The 20118-nt window shown below is 70.6% G+C and carries 20 protein-coding genes and 1 tRNA gene; 16 read left to right on the forward strand and 5 right to left on the reverse strand.

Annotated features, from left to right (window positions below):
* Nucleotides 1-8 precede the first annotated feature (8 nt).
* Entirely contained in the window at nt 9-1589 is a 1581-nt protein-coding gene (locus CHAN_RS03065) for an AMP-binding protein (RefSeq protein WP_290291655.1), read from the reverse strand.
* A gap of 198 nt (nt 1590-1787) precedes the next feature.
* On the opposite strand from CHAN_RS03065, the gene CHAN_RS03070 reads away from it, so the two are divergent.
* The 5 genes from CHAN_RS03070 (at nt 1788) to CHAN_RS03090 (ending at nt 6985) form a co-directional block, all read left to right on the forward strand.
* Nucleotides 1788-2432: a TetR/AcrR family transcriptional regulator gene (locus tag CHAN_RS03070; protein ID WP_290291658.1), complete on the forward strand. Its 645-nt coding sequence runs from the start codon at nt 1788-1790 to the stop codon at nt 2430-2432.
* A gap of 73 nt (nt 2433-2505) precedes the next feature.
* On the forward strand, nt 2506-3276 hold the full coding sequence (locus CHAN_RS03075) for an SDR family oxidoreductase (protein WP_290291660.1): 771 nt from the start codon (nt 2506-2508) through the stop codon (nt 3274-3276).
* Nucleotides 3277-3284: 8 nt separating this feature from the next.
* Entirely contained in the window at nt 3285-4544 is a 1260-nt protein-coding gene (locus tag CHAN_RS03080) for an acyl-CoA dehydrogenase family protein (protein WP_290291663.1), read from the forward strand.
* Nucleotides 4541-5596 (forward strand): phosphotransferase family protein, encoded by a 1056-nt coding sequence (locus CHAN_RS03085; protein ID WP_290291666.1) that lies wholly within the window; start codon nt 4541-4543, stop codon nt 5594-5596. The genes CHAN_RS03080 and CHAN_RS03085 overlap by 4 nt, the downstream gene beginning before the upstream one ends.
* A 162-nt stretch (nt 5597-5758) precedes the next feature.
* Complete coding sequence (locus CHAN_RS03090; protein ID WP_290291669.1) at nt 5759-6985, forward strand: MFS transporter; 1227 nt, start codon at nt 5759-5761, stop codon at nt 6983-6985.
* A gap of 235 nt (nt 6986-7220) precedes the next feature.
* Here the strand turns inward: CHAN_RS03090 and CHAN_RS03095 are convergent, their stop codons facing one another.
* Together CHAN_RS03095 and CHAN_RS03100 are read right to left on the reverse strand one after the other, a co-directional pair.
* Nucleotides 7221-9185, reverse strand: a complete 1965-nt coding sequence (locus tag CHAN_RS03095) for an ATP-dependent DNA helicase (protein ID WP_290291670.1) — start codon at nt 9183-9185, stop codon at nt 7221-7223.
* Entirely contained in the window at nt 9178-10500 is a 1323-nt protein-coding gene (locus tag CHAN_RS03100) for a nicotinate phosphoribosyltransferase (RefSeq protein ID WP_048739346.1), read from the reverse strand. Before CHAN_RS03100 ends, CHAN_RS03095 begins: the two co-directional genes overlap by 8 nt.
* Before the next feature lie 75 nt (nt 10501-10575).
* Between CHAN_RS03100 and clpS the strand changes: the two genes are divergently transcribed.
* From clpS to CHAN_RS03140, 8 genes are all read left to right on the forward strand, one after another.
* Nucleotides 10576-10869, forward strand: a complete 294-nt coding sequence (gene clpS, locus CHAN_RS03105) for an ATP-dependent Clp protease adapter ClpS (RefSeq protein WP_048739347.1) — start codon at nt 10576-10578, stop codon at nt 10867-10869.
* Nucleotides 10870-10909: 40 nt separating this feature from the next.
* The gene (locus tag CHAN_RS03110) at nt 10910-11461 is read left to right on the forward strand and encodes a DUF2017 domain-containing protein (RefSeq protein ID WP_290291673.1); all 552 of its coding nucleotides are present in this window, start codon (nt 10910-10912) and stop codon (nt 11459-11461) included.
* Nucleotides 11458-12597: a P1 family peptidase gene (locus CHAN_RS03115; RefSeq protein WP_290291675.1), complete on the forward strand. Its 1140-nt coding sequence runs from the start codon at nt 11458-11460 to the stop codon at nt 12595-12597. The genes CHAN_RS03110 and CHAN_RS03115 overlap by 4 nt, the downstream gene beginning before the upstream one ends.
* A gap of 2 nt (nt 12598-12599) precedes the next feature.
* Entirely contained in the window at nt 12600-13250 is a 651-nt protein-coding gene (locus tag CHAN_RS03120; RefSeq protein ID WP_290293276.1) for a rhomboid family intramembrane serine protease, read from the forward strand.
* Complete coding sequence (murI, locus tag CHAN_RS03125; protein ID WP_290291677.1) at nt 13247-14104, forward strand: glutamate racemase; 858 nt, start codon at nt 13247-13249, stop codon at nt 14102-14104. Before CHAN_RS03120 ends, murI begins: the two co-directional genes overlap by 4 nt.
* A gap of 61 nt (nt 14105-14165) precedes the next feature.
* Nucleotides 14166-14924 (forward strand): MBL fold metallo-hydrolase, encoded by a 759-nt coding sequence (locus CHAN_RS03130; protein WP_290291681.1) that lies wholly within the window; start codon nt 14166-14168, stop codon nt 14922-14924.
* A gap of 18 nt (nt 14925-14942) precedes the next feature.
* Nucleotides 14943-15713 (forward strand): ribonuclease PH, encoded by a 771-nt coding sequence (gene rph / locus CHAN_RS03135; protein ID WP_290291683.1) that lies wholly within the window; start codon nt 14943-14945, stop codon nt 15711-15713.
* Between the two features lie 142 nt (nt 15714-15855).
* Complete coding sequence (locus tag CHAN_RS03140; RefSeq protein ID WP_290291686.1) at nt 15856-16560, forward strand: non-canonical purine NTP pyrophosphatase; 705 nt, start codon at nt 15856-15858, stop codon at nt 16558-16560.
* Between the two features lie 107 nt (nt 16561-16667).
* On the opposite strand, the gene CHAN_RS03145 is transcribed toward CHAN_RS03140, so the two are convergent.
* Entirely contained in the window at nt 16668-17012 is a 345-nt protein-coding gene (locus CHAN_RS03145; protein ID WP_048739459.1) for a DUF3817 domain-containing protein, read from the reverse strand.
* A 77-nt stretch (nt 17013-17089) separates the two neighbouring features.
* The gene (locus CHAN_RS03150; protein ID WP_377748379.1) at nt 17090-17533 is read right to left on the reverse strand and encodes a hypothetical protein; all 444 of its coding nucleotides are present in this window, start codon (nt 17531-17533) and stop codon (nt 17090-17092) included.
* An 85-nt stretch (nt 17534-17618) separates the two neighbouring features.
* On the opposite strand from CHAN_RS03150, the gene CHAN_RS03155 reads away from it, so the two are divergent.
* The 3 genes from CHAN_RS03155 (at nt 17619) to CHAN_RS03165 (ending at nt 19824) form a co-directional block, all read left to right on the forward strand.
* Nucleotides 17619-17700 (forward strand) — tRNA-Leu (locus CHAN_RS03155).
* Nucleotides 17701-17958: 258 nt separating this feature from the next.
* Entirely contained in the window at nt 17959-19566 is a 1608-nt protein-coding gene (locus tag CHAN_RS03160; protein ID WP_048739359.1) for an inorganic phosphate transporter, read from the forward strand.
* Between the two features lie 84 nt (nt 19567-19650).
* A complete protein-coding gene (locus tag CHAN_RS03165; RefSeq protein ID WP_193388806.1) occupies nt 19651-19824 on the forward strand; it encodes a hypothetical protein in 174 nt (57 codons plus the stop codon).
* Nucleotides 19825-20118: the final 294 nt, after the last annotated feature.

Below are 20118 nucleotides of genomic sequence, written 5' to 3' on the forward strand. Positions count from 1 at the left end.
GCGGTGGTTCAGGCGCGGGCCGCTTCCATCGCCTTGAGGTCCTTGCGCAGGATCTTGCCCGTCGCGGACTTCGGGATGGCCTCGAGGAACTCCACGGCGCGGACCTTCTTGTACGGGGCGACGCGCTGCTCCACGAACTCGATGACGTCGTCGGCGGTCAGGCCGGAGTCCGGCTGCGGGACGACGTAGGCCTTGGGGATCTCCTCGCCGTCGCGGCCGATGATGCCCGAGCACGCGGCGTCGGCGATGGCCGGGTGCTCCAGCAGGACGGCTTCCAGCTCGGCCGGCGCGACCTGGTAGCCCTTGTACTTGATCAGCTCCTTGAGCCTGTCGACGATGAAGACGTCGCCGTTGGCGTCGATTTCCGCCATGTCGCCGGTGCGCAGCCAGCCGTCGACGATGGTTTCGGCGGTGGCCTCCTCGTTGTTGAGGTAGCCGAGCATGACCTGGGGGCCGCGGACCCAGAGTTCGCCGGACCGCGAACGGCCTTCGGCGGGCCGGGGGATCTCGGGGAGGTCGTCGTCGGCGACGTCGACGATCTTGAACTCCGTGTTGCACACCGCCGGGCCGATGGAATCCAGCGGCGAATCGTGGCCGACCCGCAGGTGAGACACCGGCGACATCTCGGTCATGCCGTAGCCCTGCGCCATGACGCAGCCGAGGCGCTTTTCCACCTGCGCGGCCAGATCGGCCTGGAGCGACGCGGCGCCGGAGAGCATGGTCCGCAGCGAGGAGGTGTCGTAGGCGTCGACGGCGGGGTGCTTGGCCAGGCCGACGGCGATCGGCGGGGCGATGAACGCGAAGGTCGCCTTGTGGTCCTGGATGAGTTCCAGGAAGTCGCCGAGGTCGAACTTCGCCATCGTGTATTGGGTGGCGCGCAGGCGCAGCAGCAGGTTGAGCAGCGCGTTCATGCCGTAGATGTGGAAGAACGGCAGCGGCGTGATGGCGACGGTGTCGGAGCCGAGGATCGACGGCGTCAGGTCGACGACCTGCGCCATGTTGGCAACGAGGTTCGTGTGCGAGAGCATGACGCCCTTGGGCACGCCGGTGGTGCCGGAGGAGAACGGGATCACCGCGACGTCGCGCGACGGGTCGATGTCCTGTTCGGGGGCGGCGTGGCCCTCGGCGATCAGTTCGGCGATGCCGTGGACGCCGGTCAGTCCGATCACCTGGTCCTCGGAGAAGCCGGCGTTCTCGGCACCGTGGGTGCCGGCCCAGCCGATGGCGGAGGTGGTCAGGATCATCTTCGCCCCCGACGCCTTGAGCTGCTTGGCGACGTCTTCCGCGGTGGCGAGCGTGGCCACCGTCGTGACCGTCGCGTTGGCGCGGAGGATGCCGTGGAACGCCACGGCGAAGGTGGTGGAGTTCGGGCAGTGCAGGGCCACGACGTCCCCCTTGCCGATCCCGCGGTGGGCGAGCGCGCCGGCGAAGGCCTCGATCATCGACTTCAGCTCGGAGTACGTGGTGGCCGCGCCGGAGTCGACGATGGCGGGCTTGTCGGCGAATTCGGGGGCGATGTCGCCGAAAATGTAATCGAAGATAGATTCGTCGGGGATGATGACGTCGGGGTTCGGGCTGCTCTGCGGCATTGTTCCTCCGTGTGGGCTCTGGTTGCGGCGTGGGCCGCGGGCGCGGACGATGTGTGATGGGTCACAATCGTCCTTGTCGGGCGATCGTAACTGAACCCCGATTCAGGAACCAGGTTTTCGACCGGGAACGTGGCGGCGGGACGACGGCGGTACGGCGCCGGTACGGACGGTGGCAGTGCGGTGGTGAAAGGAGAGGCGATGGCGAAGGCCGATGAGCGGCGGGCGACGATCCTCGCCGCCGCGCGGACGGTGTTCGTGCGCGACGGTTATCCCGGCGCGAAGCTGACGGTCGTGGCCGAAGAGGCCGGCTGTTCCGTCGGCACGCTGTACACGTATTTCCGCGACCGCGACGACCTGCTCGAGGCGGTCCTGCGCGGGGCCGAGGAGGAGATGCGCCACGCCCGCGCCATCCGGCGGGGAAATGGCGGAGGGGGCACGCCGGCCGAGCGGATCGCCGTGGCCAACCGCGCGTACTTGGAGGCCTACCGCCGCAATGCGCGGGTCATGGCGCTGCTGGAGCAGGTGTCGCAGGTGCATCCGGGTTTCCGGGAGCTGCGCGTGCGGCGGGCCCGCGACTTCGTCGCCCGCAATGCGCGCGCGCTGGACGTGCTTCGCGACGACGGCGCAATCGACGCCGACGTGGACGTGCCGATGATGGCCGCGGCGCTGTCGGCGATGGTCTCGCGCCTCTCCTATGCGGCGTGGGTGAACGGTTCGTACCCCGACGACGATGAAACCCTCGAGCGGATCCTGGCCACGGTCAACCGCGTCTGGTGGGCGTCGCTCGGGCTCGAGGCGCCGGAGGGCGGGGACGTGGGCGTCGAAAAGCAGCCGAAACCGTGATTTGAATCACGATTCAACTTAGGCTGTCGTCCGAAGGCACCCACCCGGGGCGCGCCGAGGAAAGGACACGGCAATGGTCACCCACGATTTCAAGGGGAAGGTGGCGCTGGTCACCGGCGGTACGCGGGGTATCGGCAACGCCACCGCGCGAATGCTTGCCGAGGCGGGCGCGAAGGTGGCCATCACCTCGCGCAAGGCCGACGCAGCCGAAGCGGCCGCGGCCGATCTCGCCCGCGCCACGGGCGGCACCGTCATCGGGCTCGCCGCCCATGCGGGGGAGCCCGGCGCCGCGGACGACGCGTGCGCGCGGGTGCGGTCGGAACTCGGGGGAATCGACGTGCTGGTCAACAACGCCGGCACAAACCCCGCCTACGGCCCCGTCATCGAGCAGGAGCGCTCGGCGCTGGAGAAGACGTTCGCCATCAACGCGCTGGCGCCCATGAACTGGATCCGAGCCGCCGTCGCGCACGGCCTCGGCGAAAGGCCCGGCGCGGCGGTGGTCAACGTCGCGTCCATCGGCGCGTGGACCGTGGAGGACGGGCTCGGCGCCTACAACGCATCCAAAGCAGCGCTGCTGCACGTGACCAGGCAACTCTCCCGCGAACTGGGGCCCGCCGTCCGCGTCAATTCCGTGTCTCCGGGCGTGGTGCGCACCAAACTCGCCGAGGCGCTGTGGCGCGAGCATGAGGCCGCCGTCGCCGGCATGACCCCGCTGGGCCGCATCGGCGAGCCCGACGACGTCGCCGACGTCATCTGCTTCCTCGCCGGCGACGGCGCCCGGTGGATGACGGGCTCGGACATCGTGGTCGACGGCGGCCAACTCGTCGGCACAGCGTTGATGTAGGACGGACGATGGACTTCCGCGAAACCGACCGCGCCCGCGAGTACCGTCGCCGCCTCGAGGCGTTCATGGACGAGTGCGTGTACCCCGCCGAGGCGACGATCGCCGAGCAGGTGCGCGCCTCCGGCGACCCGCACCACCACCCGGCGGCGATGGAAGAGCTCAAGGCCGAGGCGAAGGCCCGCGGCCTGTGGAACCTCTTCCACCCGCACCCCGGCCGCGGGCCGGGCCTGACCAACGCCGAATACGCGCCGCTGGCCGAGATCATGGGCCGCAGCCCCCACATCGCCCCGGAGGCCTGCAACTGCAGCGCCCCCGACACCGGCAACATGGAGATCCTTGAGCTCTACGGAACCGAGGAGCACCGCCGCCGCTGGTTGGAGCCGCTGCTGGAGGGCAAGATCCGTTCGGCGTTCTGCATGACCGAACCCGGCGTGGCCTCGTCGGACGCCACCAACGTGGCCATGCGCATGGACCGCGTCGACGGTGGATTTCGCCTGAACGGCCGCAAGTGGTTCACCTCCAACGGCATGCACCCGAACCTGCGGGTGCTCATAGTCATGGGCAAGACTTCCCCGGACGTGGAGCCGCACCGGCAGCAGTCGATGCTGGTCGTGCCCGCCGACGCGCCGGGCGTGACCGTGGTTCGGGACCTGCCGGTCTTTGGGTTCCACGACCGCGAGGGGCACGCGGAGGTGCTTTTCGACGACGTGTTCGTCCCGGATTCCGACGTGCTCGGCGAAGAGGGCGGCGGATTCCGCATCGCGCAGGACCGGCTCGGCCCGGGGCGCATCCACCACTGCATGCGGGCGATCGGCATGGCCGAGCGGGCGCTGGAGCTGACGTGCCGCCGCGCGTTGGAGCGGTCGACCTTCGGTGTTCGTCTGGCCGAACGCGACAACGTTCGCGACCGCATCGCCCGGGCCCGCATCGACATCGAGATGGTGCGGCTGCTGACGCTGAAGACGGCGTGGCTCATGGACGAGGCCGGAAACAAGGCGGCGCGACAGGAGATCGCCGCGATCAAGGTCGCCGCCCCGAACGCCGCGCTGCGCATCGTCGACGAGGCGATCCAGCTCCACGGCGGCGAAGGCGTCACCGACGATCTGCCGCTGGCGCACTTCTGGGCGGGGCTGCGCGCACTTCGCCTGGCCGACGGGCCGGATGAGGTGCACCTGATGACCATCGCGCGCGGCGAACTCCGCCGATACCGTGGAGGGGGAAGCCACCGCGCGGCGGAGGCGGCAACGGAGAAAGGCGAGAATCGATGAACGCGGGAACCGGAACGAACCACGACGGCGACGTCACCCCCTTCGACGAGGCCCGGCTGGCCGAGTGGCTGGACACCTTGCCCGGCGCGACCCGCGGACCCGTCCGGCTGGAGCGCCTCGGTGCGGGGCAATCGAATCTGACCTACCTGGCGCGCGATGCGGAGGGGCACGTGGTCGTCGTCAGGCGGCCCCCGATGGGCTCCCTGGCATCGTCGGCCCATGACGTCGCCCGGGAGGGGCGCATCATGGCGGCGCTCGCCGGCACCGGCGTCCCCGTGCCCGCGATCCTGGGCGTGCGCTCCGAACCGGACGTCGCCGAAGTGCCCGTCGTTGCGATGGAGCTGGTCGACGGCACCGCGGTAACGTCGCCGGCCATCGCCGAGGAGATGCCGGCGGCGGCCCGCCGAGCGGTCGGGGAGGGGCTCGTCGACGCGATGGCCGCCATCCACGCCGTCGACCTGGCCGAGGTGGGGCTGGACGGGCTGGCGTCGCACGACCCCTACGCGCCGCGGCAGCTGCGGCGGTGGTCGGGGCAGTGGGAGAAGACGCGGACGCGGGATTCGGCCGCGCTCGACGACCTGACCCGGCGGCTGTGGGACGGCGTGCCCGAGCAGGACGCGACCGTCCTCGTCCACGGCGACCTCCACCTGGGCAACGTCATGTGCGATCCGGAAACCGGTGAAATCAAGGCCGTCGTCGACTGGGAGCTGGCGACGCTCGGCGATCCGCTGGCCGACGTCGGCATGCTGCTGGCCTACTGGCCCGAACGCGACGGCCTGGTGCTGCCAGGCTTCGCCGCCGCCCTGGAGGAGGGGTTCCCCACCGGCGACGAACTCGCCGACCGCTACCTGGCGGCGACGGGCCGCGATCGCGCCGCCCTGGAGTACTGGCGGGTGCTGGGCCTATGGAAGGTCGCGATCATCGCCGAGGGCGTGGTCCGCCGCGTCCGCGACATGCCCGCCAACGAAGCCCCCACCGGCGCCCCGACCGCCGAGATGGTCGACGGGCTGATCGCCTACGCCGGCGCCGCCGCCGACCGCGCGGGGTTGTAGGGGGCGAGCCGGGAAACGGGGAAAACCCCGCCGCCGGAGGGGTGCCGGTGATAGCTTTCACCTCCGGAAGCAGTCCGGCATCATCGGCCCGAAAGGCGAAGCGACCATGCCCACCCACCACCGCGGTCATGGCAGCGCGGCACATCCCCGAAAGGCTGACCGGTGACCGACCGCCGTCGTATCGGCGGGGACATCTGGGCCCTGTCCATCGCCACGTTCATCAACCGCGCCACCGGGTTCCTCACGCTTTTCGCCGCCATCTTCTTCACCGGGACCGGCATGTCCCCCGAGACTGTGGTCCTCTCATTGTCGGTGTTGGGCGTCGCCGGCGTGTCCGGTTCGCTGCTGGGCGGACGGCTCGCCGACAGGTTCGGCAAGACCGCGGTGCTGGTGGCCAGTTCCCTGGTCAACGCCGGTCTGTTCGCGGTACTCGCCATCATCGACCATTCCCTGACCTTATGGGTCGTGGGCATCGCGGCCATGAGCGCGTTGGCGTCGCAAGTCTTCTATGGCCCGTCGATGGCGGTGGTGGCGGAGTCGTCCGAGGGGCGGGACCGCGTCACCAGGTTCGCTTTCTACCGGATCTTCATCAACGTGGGCGCCATCGTCGCCCCGGCGCTCGTCGGCTTTCTGGGGAGGGACCGGTTCGACATGCTCTTCTGGTTCTCCGCGATCGGCTCGGTGTTGGTGCCGGTGATCCTGCTCGCGGGGATCCGGTCGCGGCGCACGGACACCGACGGGGGCGAATCTACGGAGGCCGCTGCCGGGCACGGCGACGGCGAGCCCTCCGCGCCCACCCCGCGACTGCGCGCGGCGCTTTTACTCGTTTACGTGGCCATGGGCTTGGCCATGGTGGTGTACGCGCAGCACCAGAGCGCGGTGCCGCTGCGCCTGGAGTCCGAGCCGAATGGCGTGCGGCTCTACGCCCTGCTGCTGATCATCAATCCGGTGTTCGTCATCGCCGTCGAGTACCCGCTGAGCCACTTCACCAAACGCATGCCCGCGAGCATCGCGCTCGCCGTCGGGACCACCATCATGGGCGCCGGTGTCGCCATGGCGGTGGGTTTCGCCGAGGTGCCCGCGCTCGTCATCGTCGGGTGGCTGCTGTTCTCGCTGGGCGAGTGCATCTTCGCGCCCATGTCCAACACCTACGTCGCCGAGCTGTCCCCGAAGGCCGCGCAGTCCCGATCCCAGGGGCGCCTGGCCGCATTCCAGGCGGTGGGTATCGCGATGGGCCCGGGGCTCGGCAGCTGGATGCTCCTCGTCCTCGGCGGTGCCGCGTGGAGCGGCTTCCTGGCCATGACCGTCGTCTGCGCCGGACTCGTCCTCGCCGCGCATGCGGCATATGCCGGCGCGAAAAAGAATCTCAATCCGGGCATCGCCCACTGAGCCCACAGGGGCGGTAGTCCACGACGCCGGGTGGTCGCCCCGCGCATCCTGCGTGGTCAACCCACCCCGAATGCGCATACCCACCCGTTACAGGGGGTGGGACTGCGCATTCGGGGTGGGTTTGCGTCAGGGGGCGGGGAGGCGCATCAGATGGCGTTCGCTGCGGGCACCGACGGGGTCGACGGAGGGTGCGGTGCTTCCGGTGCCGCGATTCCCCGGCGCCGGGCCCCAACACCTAGTTCCCGTACCTCTGCGCCACCAGGCGTTCCAGCGCCTTCCGGGCGACGGCCCCGTCGGTGGTGCGCCAGAACGGCGGCATGGAGGCGGCGATCCAGGTTCCGTAGCGGGCCGTCGCCAAGCGGGGGTCCAGAACCGCGACCACCCCGCGGTCATCGACGGACCGCAGCAACCGCCCCGCGCCCTGCGCCATCAGCAGGGCGGCGTGGGTCGCGGAGACCTCCATGAAACCGCTGCGACCGGCCCGATTCGCCGCATCCGACCGGGCGGACAGCAGCGGGTCATCCGGGCGGGGGAACGGGATGCGGTCGATGACCACCAGCGACAGCGCCGGGCCGGGCACGTCGACGCCCTGCCACAGCGTCAGCGTGCCGAACAGGCACGAATTCTCCGACGCCGCGAACTGCTCGACCAGGTTGCCGATCGCGTCGTCGCCCTGGCACAGCACGTCGAAGGGGACGCGCTTCCGCATCTCCTCCGCCGCCGCCTCGGCCCCGCGCCGTGACGAGAACAGGCCCAGCGTGCGGCCGCCGGCGGCGGTGATCAGCGCCTGCAGCTCGTCCATCACCTTCGGGTCCGTGCCATCGCGGCCGGGCTTCGGCAGGTGCCTGGCGACGTACAAGATGCCGGACTTCGCCGGATCGAACGGCGTGCCGACGTCCATGCCGTCCCAATTGCCCTTCGGCAGGCCCCACGTGGCGGCCATCGCGTCGAACCGGCCGCCCAACGCCAGCGTCGCCGACGTCAGCACCACGGTGTTCTCGCCGAAAAGCCGGTCGCGCAGCAGATCCGACACCGTCAGCGGCGCCACGCACAGGGCGCGGCGGTCGGTCATCCACACCACATCGCCGTCATCTTGCGCGAGCATCCGCACCGCGGCATCGTGCATGTTCTCCAACGCCGCGCGGACCGTCTGGCGCTCGGTGGCGTCGCCCTCCTGGCCCGTGGCCAGCGCCGTCTGCGTCTTCCACAGCGCGTCGCGCAGGGCGGTCAGGGGAACGCCCGCTTCCGGGGGAATGTCGTCCCACCTGCCCACGCCGTCGTCGCCAAGCGAAATCAGCGCCTCCTGCAGCATCCCCGCCGCATCCTCGAGGTCGCCCGCCTGCTCGGCCGCGCCGACCTTCTTCGCGCGCTTCGCGGTCAGGGTGATGCCCGTGGCGGTGAGCTCCTCCGTGGCCACCGACGTGATCCGCCCGTCGAGCTCGTGGGCCTCGTCGACGATGACGTACTCGTGCTCCGGCAGGATCATCGCGTCCGACATCGCATCGATGGCCAGCAGCGCGTGGTTGGTCACCACCACGTCGACGTCGGCCGCGCGGGCCTTGGCGGCCTCGGCGAAACAGGACTCGCCCATCGGGCACTTCATCGCCCCGACGCACTCGCGCGAGGTCACCGACACCTGGCGCCACGCCATGTCGGACACGCCGCGGTCGAGGCTGTCGCGGTCGCCGTCCTCGGTCTCGTTCGCCCATTCGCGCAGCTTGAGCACCTGCGCCGCGGTGCGCGACAGGGAGGACGGGTCGATGAGGGCTTCGGCGCCGAATCCGTCTCCGGCACCGCCACCGTCGTCCAGCGGCACCTCCGCCACCTTGTTCCGGCACAGGTAATTGTTGCGGCCCTTGAGGATGGCGAACGTCGGCCGCCGCGACACGTGCGGCTCCAGGGCATCGGCCAGGCGCGGCAGGTCGCGCTCGACCAGCTGGCGCTGCAGCGCGATGGTGGCAGTCGACACGACCACCGCCCGGCCGTCCTCCATCGCCCGCACGATCGCGGGGACCAGGTACGCCAGCGACTTGCCGGTGCCGGTGCCCGCCTGGACGGCCAGGTGGCGGCCGGACTCCATCGCCCCGTGCACCGCGCGGGCCATCTTCACCTGCCCGGCGCGCTCCGTGCCGCCGAGCGCGGCGACGGCATGGCCGAGCAGTTCCTCGACGCGGTCGGCCCCGTCCGCCGGGTCAGACACCGGCGAAGCGGACGTTGATGACGGGTTCGTCGCGCGACAGCGCCAGGCCCTCCCACGGCAGCGAGATCAGGGCGCGGGCCAGGTGGTCGCGGCCGTCCTCCAGGGTGGGCAGGTCGTCGGAAAGCTCGCCGCCGCGCATCATCGGGATGGTCAGGCCGACGGCCTCGAGCGTGCCGGTGTCGGGGACGCCGGTGCCCAGGGGGTAGGCGATTTCCTCCACGGCGGTGCCCGAACGCCGGCACGCGCGCACCGCGGCCTTCGCGCCGCCGTGGCTCTTCTTGTCCCGCGAACGCTTGGCGACGGGCACGCCGTCGACCTCCACCAGCTTGTACACGAGTCCCGCCGTGGGAGCCCCGGACCCGGTGACCACCGACGTGCCCACGCCGTAGGCGTCGACGGGCTCGGCGCGCAGGGCGGCGATGGCGAATTCGTCGAGGTCGGAGGACACCACGATGCGGGTGTTGTGGGCGCCCAGGCCGTCGAGCTGCTGGCGCACCTGGCGGGCCAGCACGCCCAGGTCGCCGGAGTCGATGCGCACGGCGCCGAGCTCCGGGCCGGCGATCTCGATGGCGGTGGCGACGCCGGCGGTGATGTCGTAGGTGTCCACCAGCAGCGTGGTGTCCAGGCCCAGGGTCTCCACCTGGGCGCGGAAGGCGCCGGCCTCGTCCGGGGTGCCGTCGGGGTTGGTGTGCAGCAGCGTCCACGAGTGGGCGGCGGTGCCCGACGCCGGGATGCCGTAGCGGGCGGCGGCCTCCAGGTTCGACGTCGCGGTGAATCCGGCCAGGTAGGAGGCCCGGGCGGCGGTGACCGCGGCCTCTTCGTGGGTGCGGCGCGAGCCCATCTCGATGATCGGCCGCCCGCCGGCGGCGGTGACCATGCGGGCGGCCGCCGACGCGATGGCCGAGTCGGCGTTGAGGATCGACAGGATCACCGTCTCCAGGATCACGCACTCGGCGAAGGTGCCGCGCACGGTGAGGATCGGCGACGCGGGGAAGTACAGCTCACCCTCGCGGTAGCCGTCGATGTCGCCGGTGAAGCGGTAGTCTCGCAGGTACTCCAGCGTCGCGTCGTCGAGGAAGTCCAGCGACGCCAGCTGCTCGTCGGTGAACCGGAACCGCGAGATGGCGTCGAGCACGCGGGCGGTGCCCGCGACCACGCCGTAGCGGCGCTCGTTGGGCAGCCGGCGGCCGAAGACCTCGAACGCGCATCGCCGGTCCGCCGTGCCGTCGCGCAGCGACGCCTGGAGCATCGTCAGCTCGTACTTGTCGGTGAGCAGGGCGGTCGACTCGGTGTCGTGGGGCGTCGGATTCGTCACCCCGCCGAGTCTAGTCCGGTGCGCGGCCGGGGTGGCCCGGTGCACGGGATCGCCCGCGTCGTTATCCTTGGGCGCATGACCATGCCAGCCGCCACCCCGATGGGCGTCATCGACGCCGAGACCGTGACCGAGTCCAATCGGCCATGGCAGTGCATCGTGTGGGACGACCCGGTCAACTCCATGAGTTACGTGACCTACGTGTTCCAGATGCTGTTCGGAATGGACCGCAAGAAGGCCCACGAGCTGATGCTGAAGGTGCACAACGAGGGCAAGGCCGTCGTGTCGTCGGGGGAGCGGGACAAGGTGGAGGCGGACGTGAAGAAGCTGCACAAGGCGGGCCTGTGGGCCACCATGCAGCAGGCCGATTGATCGGCGCGCGTCCCATTCAGTCGACAAGAGGAGAGAGCCCATGCGCCCCTGGAAGAGGAAGCGGGGGATGCTGCGAGGCGGCGCCCGGTACGTCACGGTCCTGGAGCCGGCGGAGCGGGCGCTGCTGGGGGAGTTGTCCGCCACAGTCGCCGACGCCCTGATCGGGCGGGCGCAGTCGGCGCCGAAGGATGAGCTGTCGGAGCTGACGGGCATGCCGTCGGGGCATGCGGAGGCGCCGGAGGATCCGCGCCTGGCGCGCCTGCTGCCGGATTTCGCCGCCGAGGGCGACGAGTCGGTGGAGGGCGAGAACCGGCTGATGCGCCAGTTGCACGAGTCGGACATCGTCAAGGGCAAGCTGACGGACCTGCGGGCGATCATCGAGGCGCTGGAGCCGGCGGACAACGGCCAGGTGTCGTTGACCGAGGAGCAGGCGAACCAGTGGATCGCGGCGATCAACAGCCTGCGCCTGTACCTGCACGCCGCGCTGGAGCGGCATGACGGGCCGATCTCCAAGGCGGAGGAGACCGACGCGATGTACCAGTGGCTCAGCTACAACCAGGAGTCGCTGGTGCAGGAGCTGATGCGCGAATGACCGGCGGCGCCGTCCACGTGGCGTCGGCGTCCTTCGGGGGACGCTTGACGACGGGCCCGGCCGCGTCGCCGTCCCGCCTGCCCGGCATTTCGGTCGGGCACGCCTCCGCCGCGGACACCGGCGTGACGGTCATCGCCTGCCCGGATGGCGCGGTGGCGGCCGTGGACGTGCGCGGCGGCGGCCCGGGGACGCGGGAGACCGATCTGCTGGAGCCGCGGAACACCGTGCGGGAAGCCCACGCCATCGTGTTGGCGGGCGGGTCGGCCTTCGGGCTGGCCGCCGCCGACGGCGTGATGCGCGGCCTGGCCGGGCGCGGGTGCGGCTTCGGAGTGACGGAGGAGTTCCCCGACGTCCGAGTGCCCATCGTGCCCGCGGCCGTCATCTTCGACCTGCTGCTCGGCGAGCGCGATGTGCCGGACGCGGAGCTCGGCGAGAAGGCCCTGGCGGCGGCGCTGGACGGCGACGGCGGCGAACCCGCCCCGTCCGGCTGCGTCGGCGCGGGCACCGGCGCAATGGCCGGCGCGATCAAGGGCGGGGTCGGCCAGGCGTCGGTCGCGCTCGCGGACGGTGCGACGGTGACCGCGCTGGTCGTGGCCAACCCGATGGGCGCCGTCGCCGGGCCCGACGGGAGGTTGTGGTCCGATCCCGGGCGCGGCGCCATCCCGGCACCGGCGCTGGAAGCCATCGGCGAGAAGTTCCTGGGGCTGACCAAGGTGCCGGTGCCCGGCGGCCCCGGCGACGGCGGCGGCGCCCTGAACACCACCATCGGCTGCATCGTCACCGACGCCGCGCTGACCCAGGACCAGGCCCAGCGCCTGGCCATGGCCGGCCACGACGGCATGGCGCGGGCCATCCGCCCCTCGCATCTGCCGATGGACGGCGACACCCTCTTCTGCCTGGCCACGGGAACGTTCCCCGGCGCCGGCGCGTTGGAGGGAGCAGGGGATCCGGCCGGGACGTCGTCAAGCGATCCCGTCGACCCCGCGACCCTGGCCTTGCTGGCCGCCGCCGCGGCCGACGCGGTGGAGCACGCCATCGTCGACGCCGTAGTCTCCGCCGAGTCGCGCGCGGGAGTGCCCGCGTTCGGCGAACTCGCCGAGACCGCCACCGAACCCGAGAGGACCCGACGACAGTGACCATGCAGCCCGGACCACGGGGGCGACGCCCCGGCACCGACGCCCTGGGCGCGGGATACGGCACCGCCGTCGCGCCGAAGACCTCCGACGGCGGCATCCGCTCCGCCCTCGGCGCAGGCATCGGCTTCACGGTGCTGACGTGGGTGGTCTTCTTCTTCAACAAGATCTTCTTCCTCGGCGAGCTCAACCAGTCGCTCGGGCTGCGCCCGCTGGACACCCACGGGCTGTGGGGCATCCTCTTCGCCCCGGTGCTCCACGGCGACCTCGAGCACCTCATGGCCAACACGCTGCCCGCCGCCCTGTTCGCCGCGCTGATCGCGTTCACCTCCAAGCGGCTGTGGTTCCAGGTGACGGCGATCGTCATGCTCGTGTCCGGCGTGGGCACGTGGTTCATCGGCGGCGTCGGCACCGCCCACGTCGGCGCGTCCGGCCTGGTCTACGGCTGGCTGGCGTTCCTCATCGTCCGCGGCTTCTACAACCGCGCGCCGGGCCAGATCCTGCTGGGCATGATCCTCGGCTTCGGCTACTCCGGCCTGCTCTGGGGCGTGTTCCCCACGCAGATGGGCGTGAGCTGGCAGATGCACCTCTTCGGCGCCATCGGCGGCATCATCGCCGCCTCGATGCTCAAACGCGGCAAGGCGACCGCCAAATGATCGACGGCGACGCCAACCAGCTGGAGATCGACCGCACCGCGCCGATCGGGGTCTTCGACTCCGGCGTCGGCGGCCTGACGGTGGCGCGCGCCATCGTCGACCAGCTGCCGCACGAATCGATGATCTACGTCGGCGACACCGCCAACGGGCCCTACGGCCCGCTGCGCATCGCCGAGGTGCGGCGGCACGCCGAAGCCATCGCCGACGACCTGGTCGCCCGCGGCTGCAAGATGATCGTCATCGCCTGCAACACCGCCTCCGCCGCCTTCCTGCGCGACGCCCGCGAGCGGTACCCCGTCCCCGTCGTCGAGGTGATCCTGCCCGCCGTGCGTAGGGCGGTGTCCGCCACGCGCAACGGCAGGGTCGGCGTCATCGGCACCGCCGCCACCATCCGCTCCCGCGCCTACCAGGACCTCTTCGACGCCGTCCCCGGCGTCGACGTCTCCGCCGCCGACTGCCCCCGGTTCGTCGACTTCGTCGAGCGGGGCATCACCTCCGGCCGCCAGATCCTCGGCCTGGCCGAGGGATACCTCGCCCCGCTGCAGGCCGACGGCGTGGACACGCTCGTCCTCGGCTGCACCCACTACCCGCTGCTGTCCGGCGTCGTGCAGCTGGCCATGGGGGAGGACGTCACCCTGGTGTCCTCCGCCGAGGAGACCGCCAAGGACGTGCTGCGGACCCTCACCAAACTGGATCTGCTCGCCGACCCCGAAACCGACCCGCCGCCGACGCGGGTCTTCGAATCGACCGGCGACCCGGCGATGTTCCAGAAGCTCGCCGCCCGCTTCCTCGGCCCCGCCATCACCGACGTCAGCCCCCACGGCACCGACGTCAGCCCTCACGTCGCGCGCTGATCCGGCCCTCCGGCGGAGGGTCGACATGCCCGAAGCGCGGGTGCCGTGGCATTGTGGGGTCATGAAAGTGACGGTTCTGGGATGCACGGGGAGCATGTGCGGACCCGATGCGGCCGCCTCCGGGTACCTGGTCGAATCCGATGAAGGCGCGTTCGTCATGGACTTCGGCCCGGGAGTGCTGGGGCAGCTCCAGAAGTACCGCGACCCGGCCGAGCTGGACATCGTGCTGTCGCACCTGCACGCCGACCACTGCCTGGACATCCCCGGGCTGCTGGTGTGGCGCCGCTTCCACCCGACCGCCCCGTCGACCCGCCGCAACCTGCTGTGGGGGCCGGCCGACTCCGCAGACCGGCTGGGGCACGCATCCGCCGAGACCGGCGACGGCTTCGACGACCTCGGCGACACCTTCGACATCCGCGTCATCGAGGGGCGCACCCCGTTCGAGGTGGCCGGGCTGACCGTCGAGGCGTTCCCCATGGTCCACCCCATCGAGGCGTGGGGGTTCCGCATCACCGGCCCGGACGGGACCATCGCCTACACCGGCGACACCGGCTGGACCGACGCGGTCGTGGACCTCGCCCGGGACGTCGACGTCTTCATCTGCGAGGCCACCTGGTGCGGCGACGGGGAGGACAAGCCCGCCGACATGCACATGTCGGGCGCCGAAGCCGGCCGCGCCGCGGCGCTGGCGGGGGCGAAGAAGCTGGTGCTCACGCACATCCCGCCCTACGGCGACCCCGACGGCGCCCTCGCCGCCGCCCGCGCCGAGTTCGACGGGCCGGTCGAGCTGGCCCGCCCCGGGATGGTGCTCGCACCGTAGGCCGGTACCGTTGGGGCCATGACTTCTGATTTCACCCGCGCCGACGGTCGCGCCGGCGACGAGATGCGCAAGGTTTCCATCACCCGCGGCTTCACCGACAACCCCGCCGGTTCGGTGCTGGTCTGCTTCGGCAACACCCGCGTGATGTGCACCGCGTCCGTCGAGCAGTCCGTGCCCCGCTTCAAGCGCGATTCCGGCGAGGGCTGGCTGACCGCCGAGTACTCGATGCTCCCGGCGGCCACCCACGAGCGCATGCCCCGCGAGTCGATGCGCGGCAAGGTCAAGGGCCGCACGCACGAGATCTCCCGCCTGGTCGGCCGCGCCCTGCGCGCCGCCGTGGACCTGGGCCAGCTCGGCGAGAACACCATCAACATCGACTGCGACGTGCTCCAGGCCGACGGCGGCACCCGCACCGCCGCGATCACCGGCGCCTACGTCGCCCTGGCCGACGCCCTGACCTACCTGCACGCCGCCGGCGCCGTGCCCGGCGCGCCGCTGAAGGCGCCCGTCGCCGCCGTGTCCGTGGGCGTCATCGACGGCAACGTCTGCCTGGACCTGCCCTACGAGGAGGACTCCCGCGCCGACGTCGACCTCAACGTCGTCATGACCGCCGAGGGCGAGTACGTGGAGATCCAGGGCACCGGCGAGGCCGCCACCTTCGGCCGCGGCGAGCTCGACGCCATGCTCGACGTCGCGGACAAGGGCCTGCGCGAGCTCATCCAGCTGCAGCAGGAGGTCCTGCGCGCGCCGTACCCGGGGGAGCTTCCCGACGGCCGCGTCCGCGTCTGATCCGCCCCGGGGGACGCCGCGCTGCGGGCGGTACGTGACGTGAAGCCCGCATGGTGGAAAACTGGGGGTGGACGACGCAACGACCGTCGCGTCGGCGGCGCCACCCGCCGCCGGGAATCCGACCACGGGAAGGGGAACGGCGATGAAACTACTGGTCGCCACCCGCAACAAGAAGAAGCTGGGCGAGCTCGCCCGGCTGCTCGAGGGAGCCGGCGTCGAAGGCGTCGAGCTGCTGTCCATCGACGACGTCGACGAATACCCCGAACGGCCCGAGGACGGCCGCACCTTCGAGGCCAACGCCCTCATCAAGGCCAACGACGGCGCCGACGCCACGGGACTTCCCTGCCTGGCCGACGATTCCGGACTGTCCGTCGACGAACTCAACGGAATGCCCGGCGTGCTCTCCGCCCGCTGGTCCGGCGGCCACGGCGACGACGAGGCGAACAACACGCTGCTGCTCGGCCAGCTGCGCGACATCCCGGAGAACCGCCGCGGCGCGTCCTTCGTGTCCTCCGTCGTGCTGGTCGTCCCCGGCGCCGGCGAGGTCGGCGACGGCGTCGCCCCCGACTCCGGCGACGGCGACCTGGTCCTGTCCTTCCACGGCGAATGGCGCGGCCGCGTGCTCACCGAACCGCGCGGCGACGGCGGCTTCGGCTACGACCCGCTGTTCGTCCCCCGCGAAGAGGACTCCCGCGTCAAGGCCGGCCGCGACCTCGACGTCGCCGGCGACGAGCCCCGCACCGCGGCGGAGCTGCCGCCGGAGGAGAAGGACGCCATCAGCCACCGCGGCCGTGCGCTGCGCCAGCTCGTCCCCGAGCTCGCCCGCCTGGTGAAGACCATGCGCTGACCGCCGCGGCACCACCCACGCCGCGGCAGACGCCCCTCGACGAAAAACCGGCGCCCCGCATTTCCCGAACGGAAAATGCGGGGCGCCGGCCGTCGCAAAGCCAAAGGCTAGGCCAAGTTGAACTCGGCCTCGACCTCGTCGCGGCGCTTGCGCTCCACGATGAACGACAGGAACGGCACCACGCCGCCCAACGCCGTGATGATCCACTTGCCCGGCGACCACCGGGCCTTCGTGCCCAGGTTCACGATCGCGATGAGGAACGCCATGTACGCGAAACCATGCGCCTGCGCCACGAAGAAGAACCACGACGGGGCCTCCTGGCCCTCCGGCATGATCACGTACTTGTAGATCATCTCCGCCACCAGCACCAGCAGCATCACGCCGGTGATGTACGCGGTGATGGAAAACGCCTTCAGCGCGGTCCGGACCCGCTTCTGGCGGTTGGGGTGAATGGCGCGGCCATCGGTGGCGGGGGCGGTGTCCGGCCGGACCCCGCCCTGCTGCGATTCCTGCGCCTGATTCGGGTTGGTCACTGCTTCTCCTCGTCGAGGGTGACGTCGTTGTCGTCTGCGGTGTCGTCTGCGGTCGTCTCACCCGGCGCGGAAACGGGGCGGTTCGGCAGGAAATCCTCGGGGATCTCCGTCATGTCGCCATCGCGGACCGTGACGCCCGCTTCCTCGTTGCCCTCGAACTTCTCGCGCTCGTACTGCATGTACTTGCGGTACGCCCAGATGAAGAAGATGCCGAAAGCCGGCCACTGCAGCGCATACCCCAGATTCTGGAAGGAACTGGTGGTGTTCCAACGGCTGAGCTGCCAATAGGCCAGCGCCAGCGTGGCGACGACCGCCGCAATCAGGAAAACCAGCTGTATGATGCGCGTGCGCCGCTTGAACGGGCCATGCGCCGCCGACCCCGAGGGGCCGGAGGAGCGTCCGTCGGGCTGCCGCTGGGACTTCTGCCTGGTGGATGACACGCTCACCACCCTAACCCGTTAAGATTGTCGAAGCCCGCGGCACCCCGCGGCAAACCCCCTCGGGGGATCGACGGGGACCGGGCGGGCGCCCGTGGCGGAACTGGCAGACGCGCAGGATTTAGGTTCCTGTGCCCTAGGGCGTGGGGGTTCAAGTCCCCCCGGGCGCACTTGTCCGGGTTTTCCGGGCGAGGGGGAAGGCCGGTACGGGGGACGGCGGGGGAGCGGCACCGAGAATTCTCCCGGGGGCCATCCCGCGTTAATGCCTGCTTAAAGCGGCATTCATCCCCGCGAGGCACAGTGCCCCCGGTGGCCCCCGCGTCACCGGCATCCATCCATACGGCGGCACCAGCGGACTGCGCCGAACCCCCGGAAACGGCGCCCACCCGCCCGAGGTCGCCGACACGGTACGAGGAGTCGGACTTCCCATGTCGACCAAAACCGCAATTCAAATGGAGCCCACCGGCGTCAAGCGCGGTGGGGACCTCCCCTGGCACCTGGCCTTCGGTGCGCTGCTGGGCATCACCCTCATCGTCTTCATCCTGTGGTCCCGCGGCTACGTCGGGGGCACCGACAACATCATCATCCTGGTCACCGCGATCATCTTCGCGGTGTTCATGGCCTTCAACATCGGCGGCAACGACGTCGCGAACTCCTTCGGCACGTCCGTCGGCGCCGGCACGCTGACCATGAAGCAGGCGCTCATCGTCGCCGCGATCTTCGAGGTCTCCGGCGCCGTCCTCGCCGGCGGCGAAGTCACCGACACCGTCCGCTCCGGCATCGTCGACCTCGGCTCCATCAACCTGCTGCCCATGGACTTCGTGTTCATCATGATGGCCTCGCTGCTCGGCGCGGCGCTGTGGCTGCTCGTCGCCACCCGCATGGGCTGGCCCGTGTCGACGACGCACTCGATCGTCGGCGGCATCGTCGGCGGCGCGCTGTCCCTCGGCTTCGTCACCGGCACCGGCGGCTGGGAAATGGTCCAGTGGGACCAGATCGGCCAGATCGCCATTTCCTGGGTGCTGTCGCCGGTCCTCGGCGGCCTGGTCGCCTGGCTGCTGTTCCGGGCGATCAAGGACAACATCCTGGTGTACAACGAGCGCGCCGACCAGTCGCTGCGCCGGCTGAAGACCCGGCGCGCCGAGGTGCGCAACGAGCAGAAGCGCGCCTTCGAGCGCCTCGACGAGCTCCAGCGCATCTCCTACACCAACGCCATGGTCCGCGACGCCGAGATCGTGTCCACGCACGACTACACCCCGGATGACCTGGAGTCTGACTACTACCGCAAGCTCGAGGAGCTCAACCAGGAGGCCGAGAAGGTCCACGCGCACAAGGCGCTGGAGACCTGGGTGCCGCTGCTGGCCTCCTTCGGTTCGGTGGTCATCGGTTCGATGATGCTGTTCAAGGGGCTGTCGAACCTGGAGCTCAACCTCAGCGCCCTGGGCAACGGCCTCATCCTCGCGATGATCGCCGCCGTGGTGTGGATGTCCGTGTTCATCTTCGCCAAGACCCTGAAGAAGCACGCGCTGTCCAAGTCGACCTTCCTGTTGTTCAGCTGGATGCAGGTGTTCACCGCCTCGGCGTTCGCGTTTTCGCACGGCTCGAATGACATCGCCAACGCCATCGGCCCGTTCGTGGCGGTGCTCGACGTGCTGAAGACCAACCAGATCAACAGCGAATCCGCCGTCCCGATGGCCGTGATGGTGGCCATGGGCGTCGCGCTGATCTCCGGCCTGTGGTTCATCGGCCGCTACGTCATCCAGACAGTCGGCCACGGCCTGACCGAGATGCACCCGGCCTCCGGCTTCTCCGCCGAACTCGCCGCCGCGGGCGTCGTCATGGGCGCTTCGCTGCTGGGCCTGCCGGTGTCGTCGACGCACATCCTCATCGGCGCCGTCCTCGGCGTCGGCATCGTGAACAAGGCCGCCAACTGGAACCTGATGAAGCCCATCGCCACCGCCTGGGTCATCACGCTCCCCGCGGCCGCCGCGATCTCGGCCGTCGGCGTGCTCGTCCTGCGCGCCGTGTTCGGCTGACCCTCGGCCGGTCCGCGGCGGGCCCGTCGTTCCCGTCACCGGGGGACGGCGGGCCCTCTGCTTTGCGACGGTAGGATCCGGGCCATGAGCATCTCCATGCACATCGACGAATACATGGCGCGGCGCGGGATCACGCCCGACGACACCGTCGTGGTGGATGACCCATGCGCCGTGTTCGACGGCGCGGTCGAGAAGGCGGACGGGGAACCGGCCAAGCTCGACGAGGCCGCCGAGGCGGTCCGGGACCTGCTCGGCTGAGCCCCTCCGTCCGGCCGCCGGCGCCGTCCGCCGTTACCGTGCCGTGCCCATCCCGCCGCCGCTCCGTTATGTGAGCGCCATCCGCCCGTGATCTTGGGGCGGATTTTGTCGTTTTCGGCCGTTTTCGAGCCCTTCCCGTTGCCGAATCCGCGTGACCTTCGTCACTTCTCCGGGCTCCTTTCCGCGGTCGCGACGGCCGCTCCCGGTGGCCCATGGATGGCGCGGGGGAGCGGCCGATGAGTTTCTTCACGTGTCAAACATGCACGTCGCGACGATGAACTTGGCATCGTTTAC

It is taken from the genome of Corynebacterium hansenii (assembly GCF_030408795.1).
Taxonomy (GTDB): Bacteria; Actinomycetota; Actinomycetes; order Mycobacteriales; family Mycobacteriaceae; genus Corynebacterium; species Corynebacterium hansenii.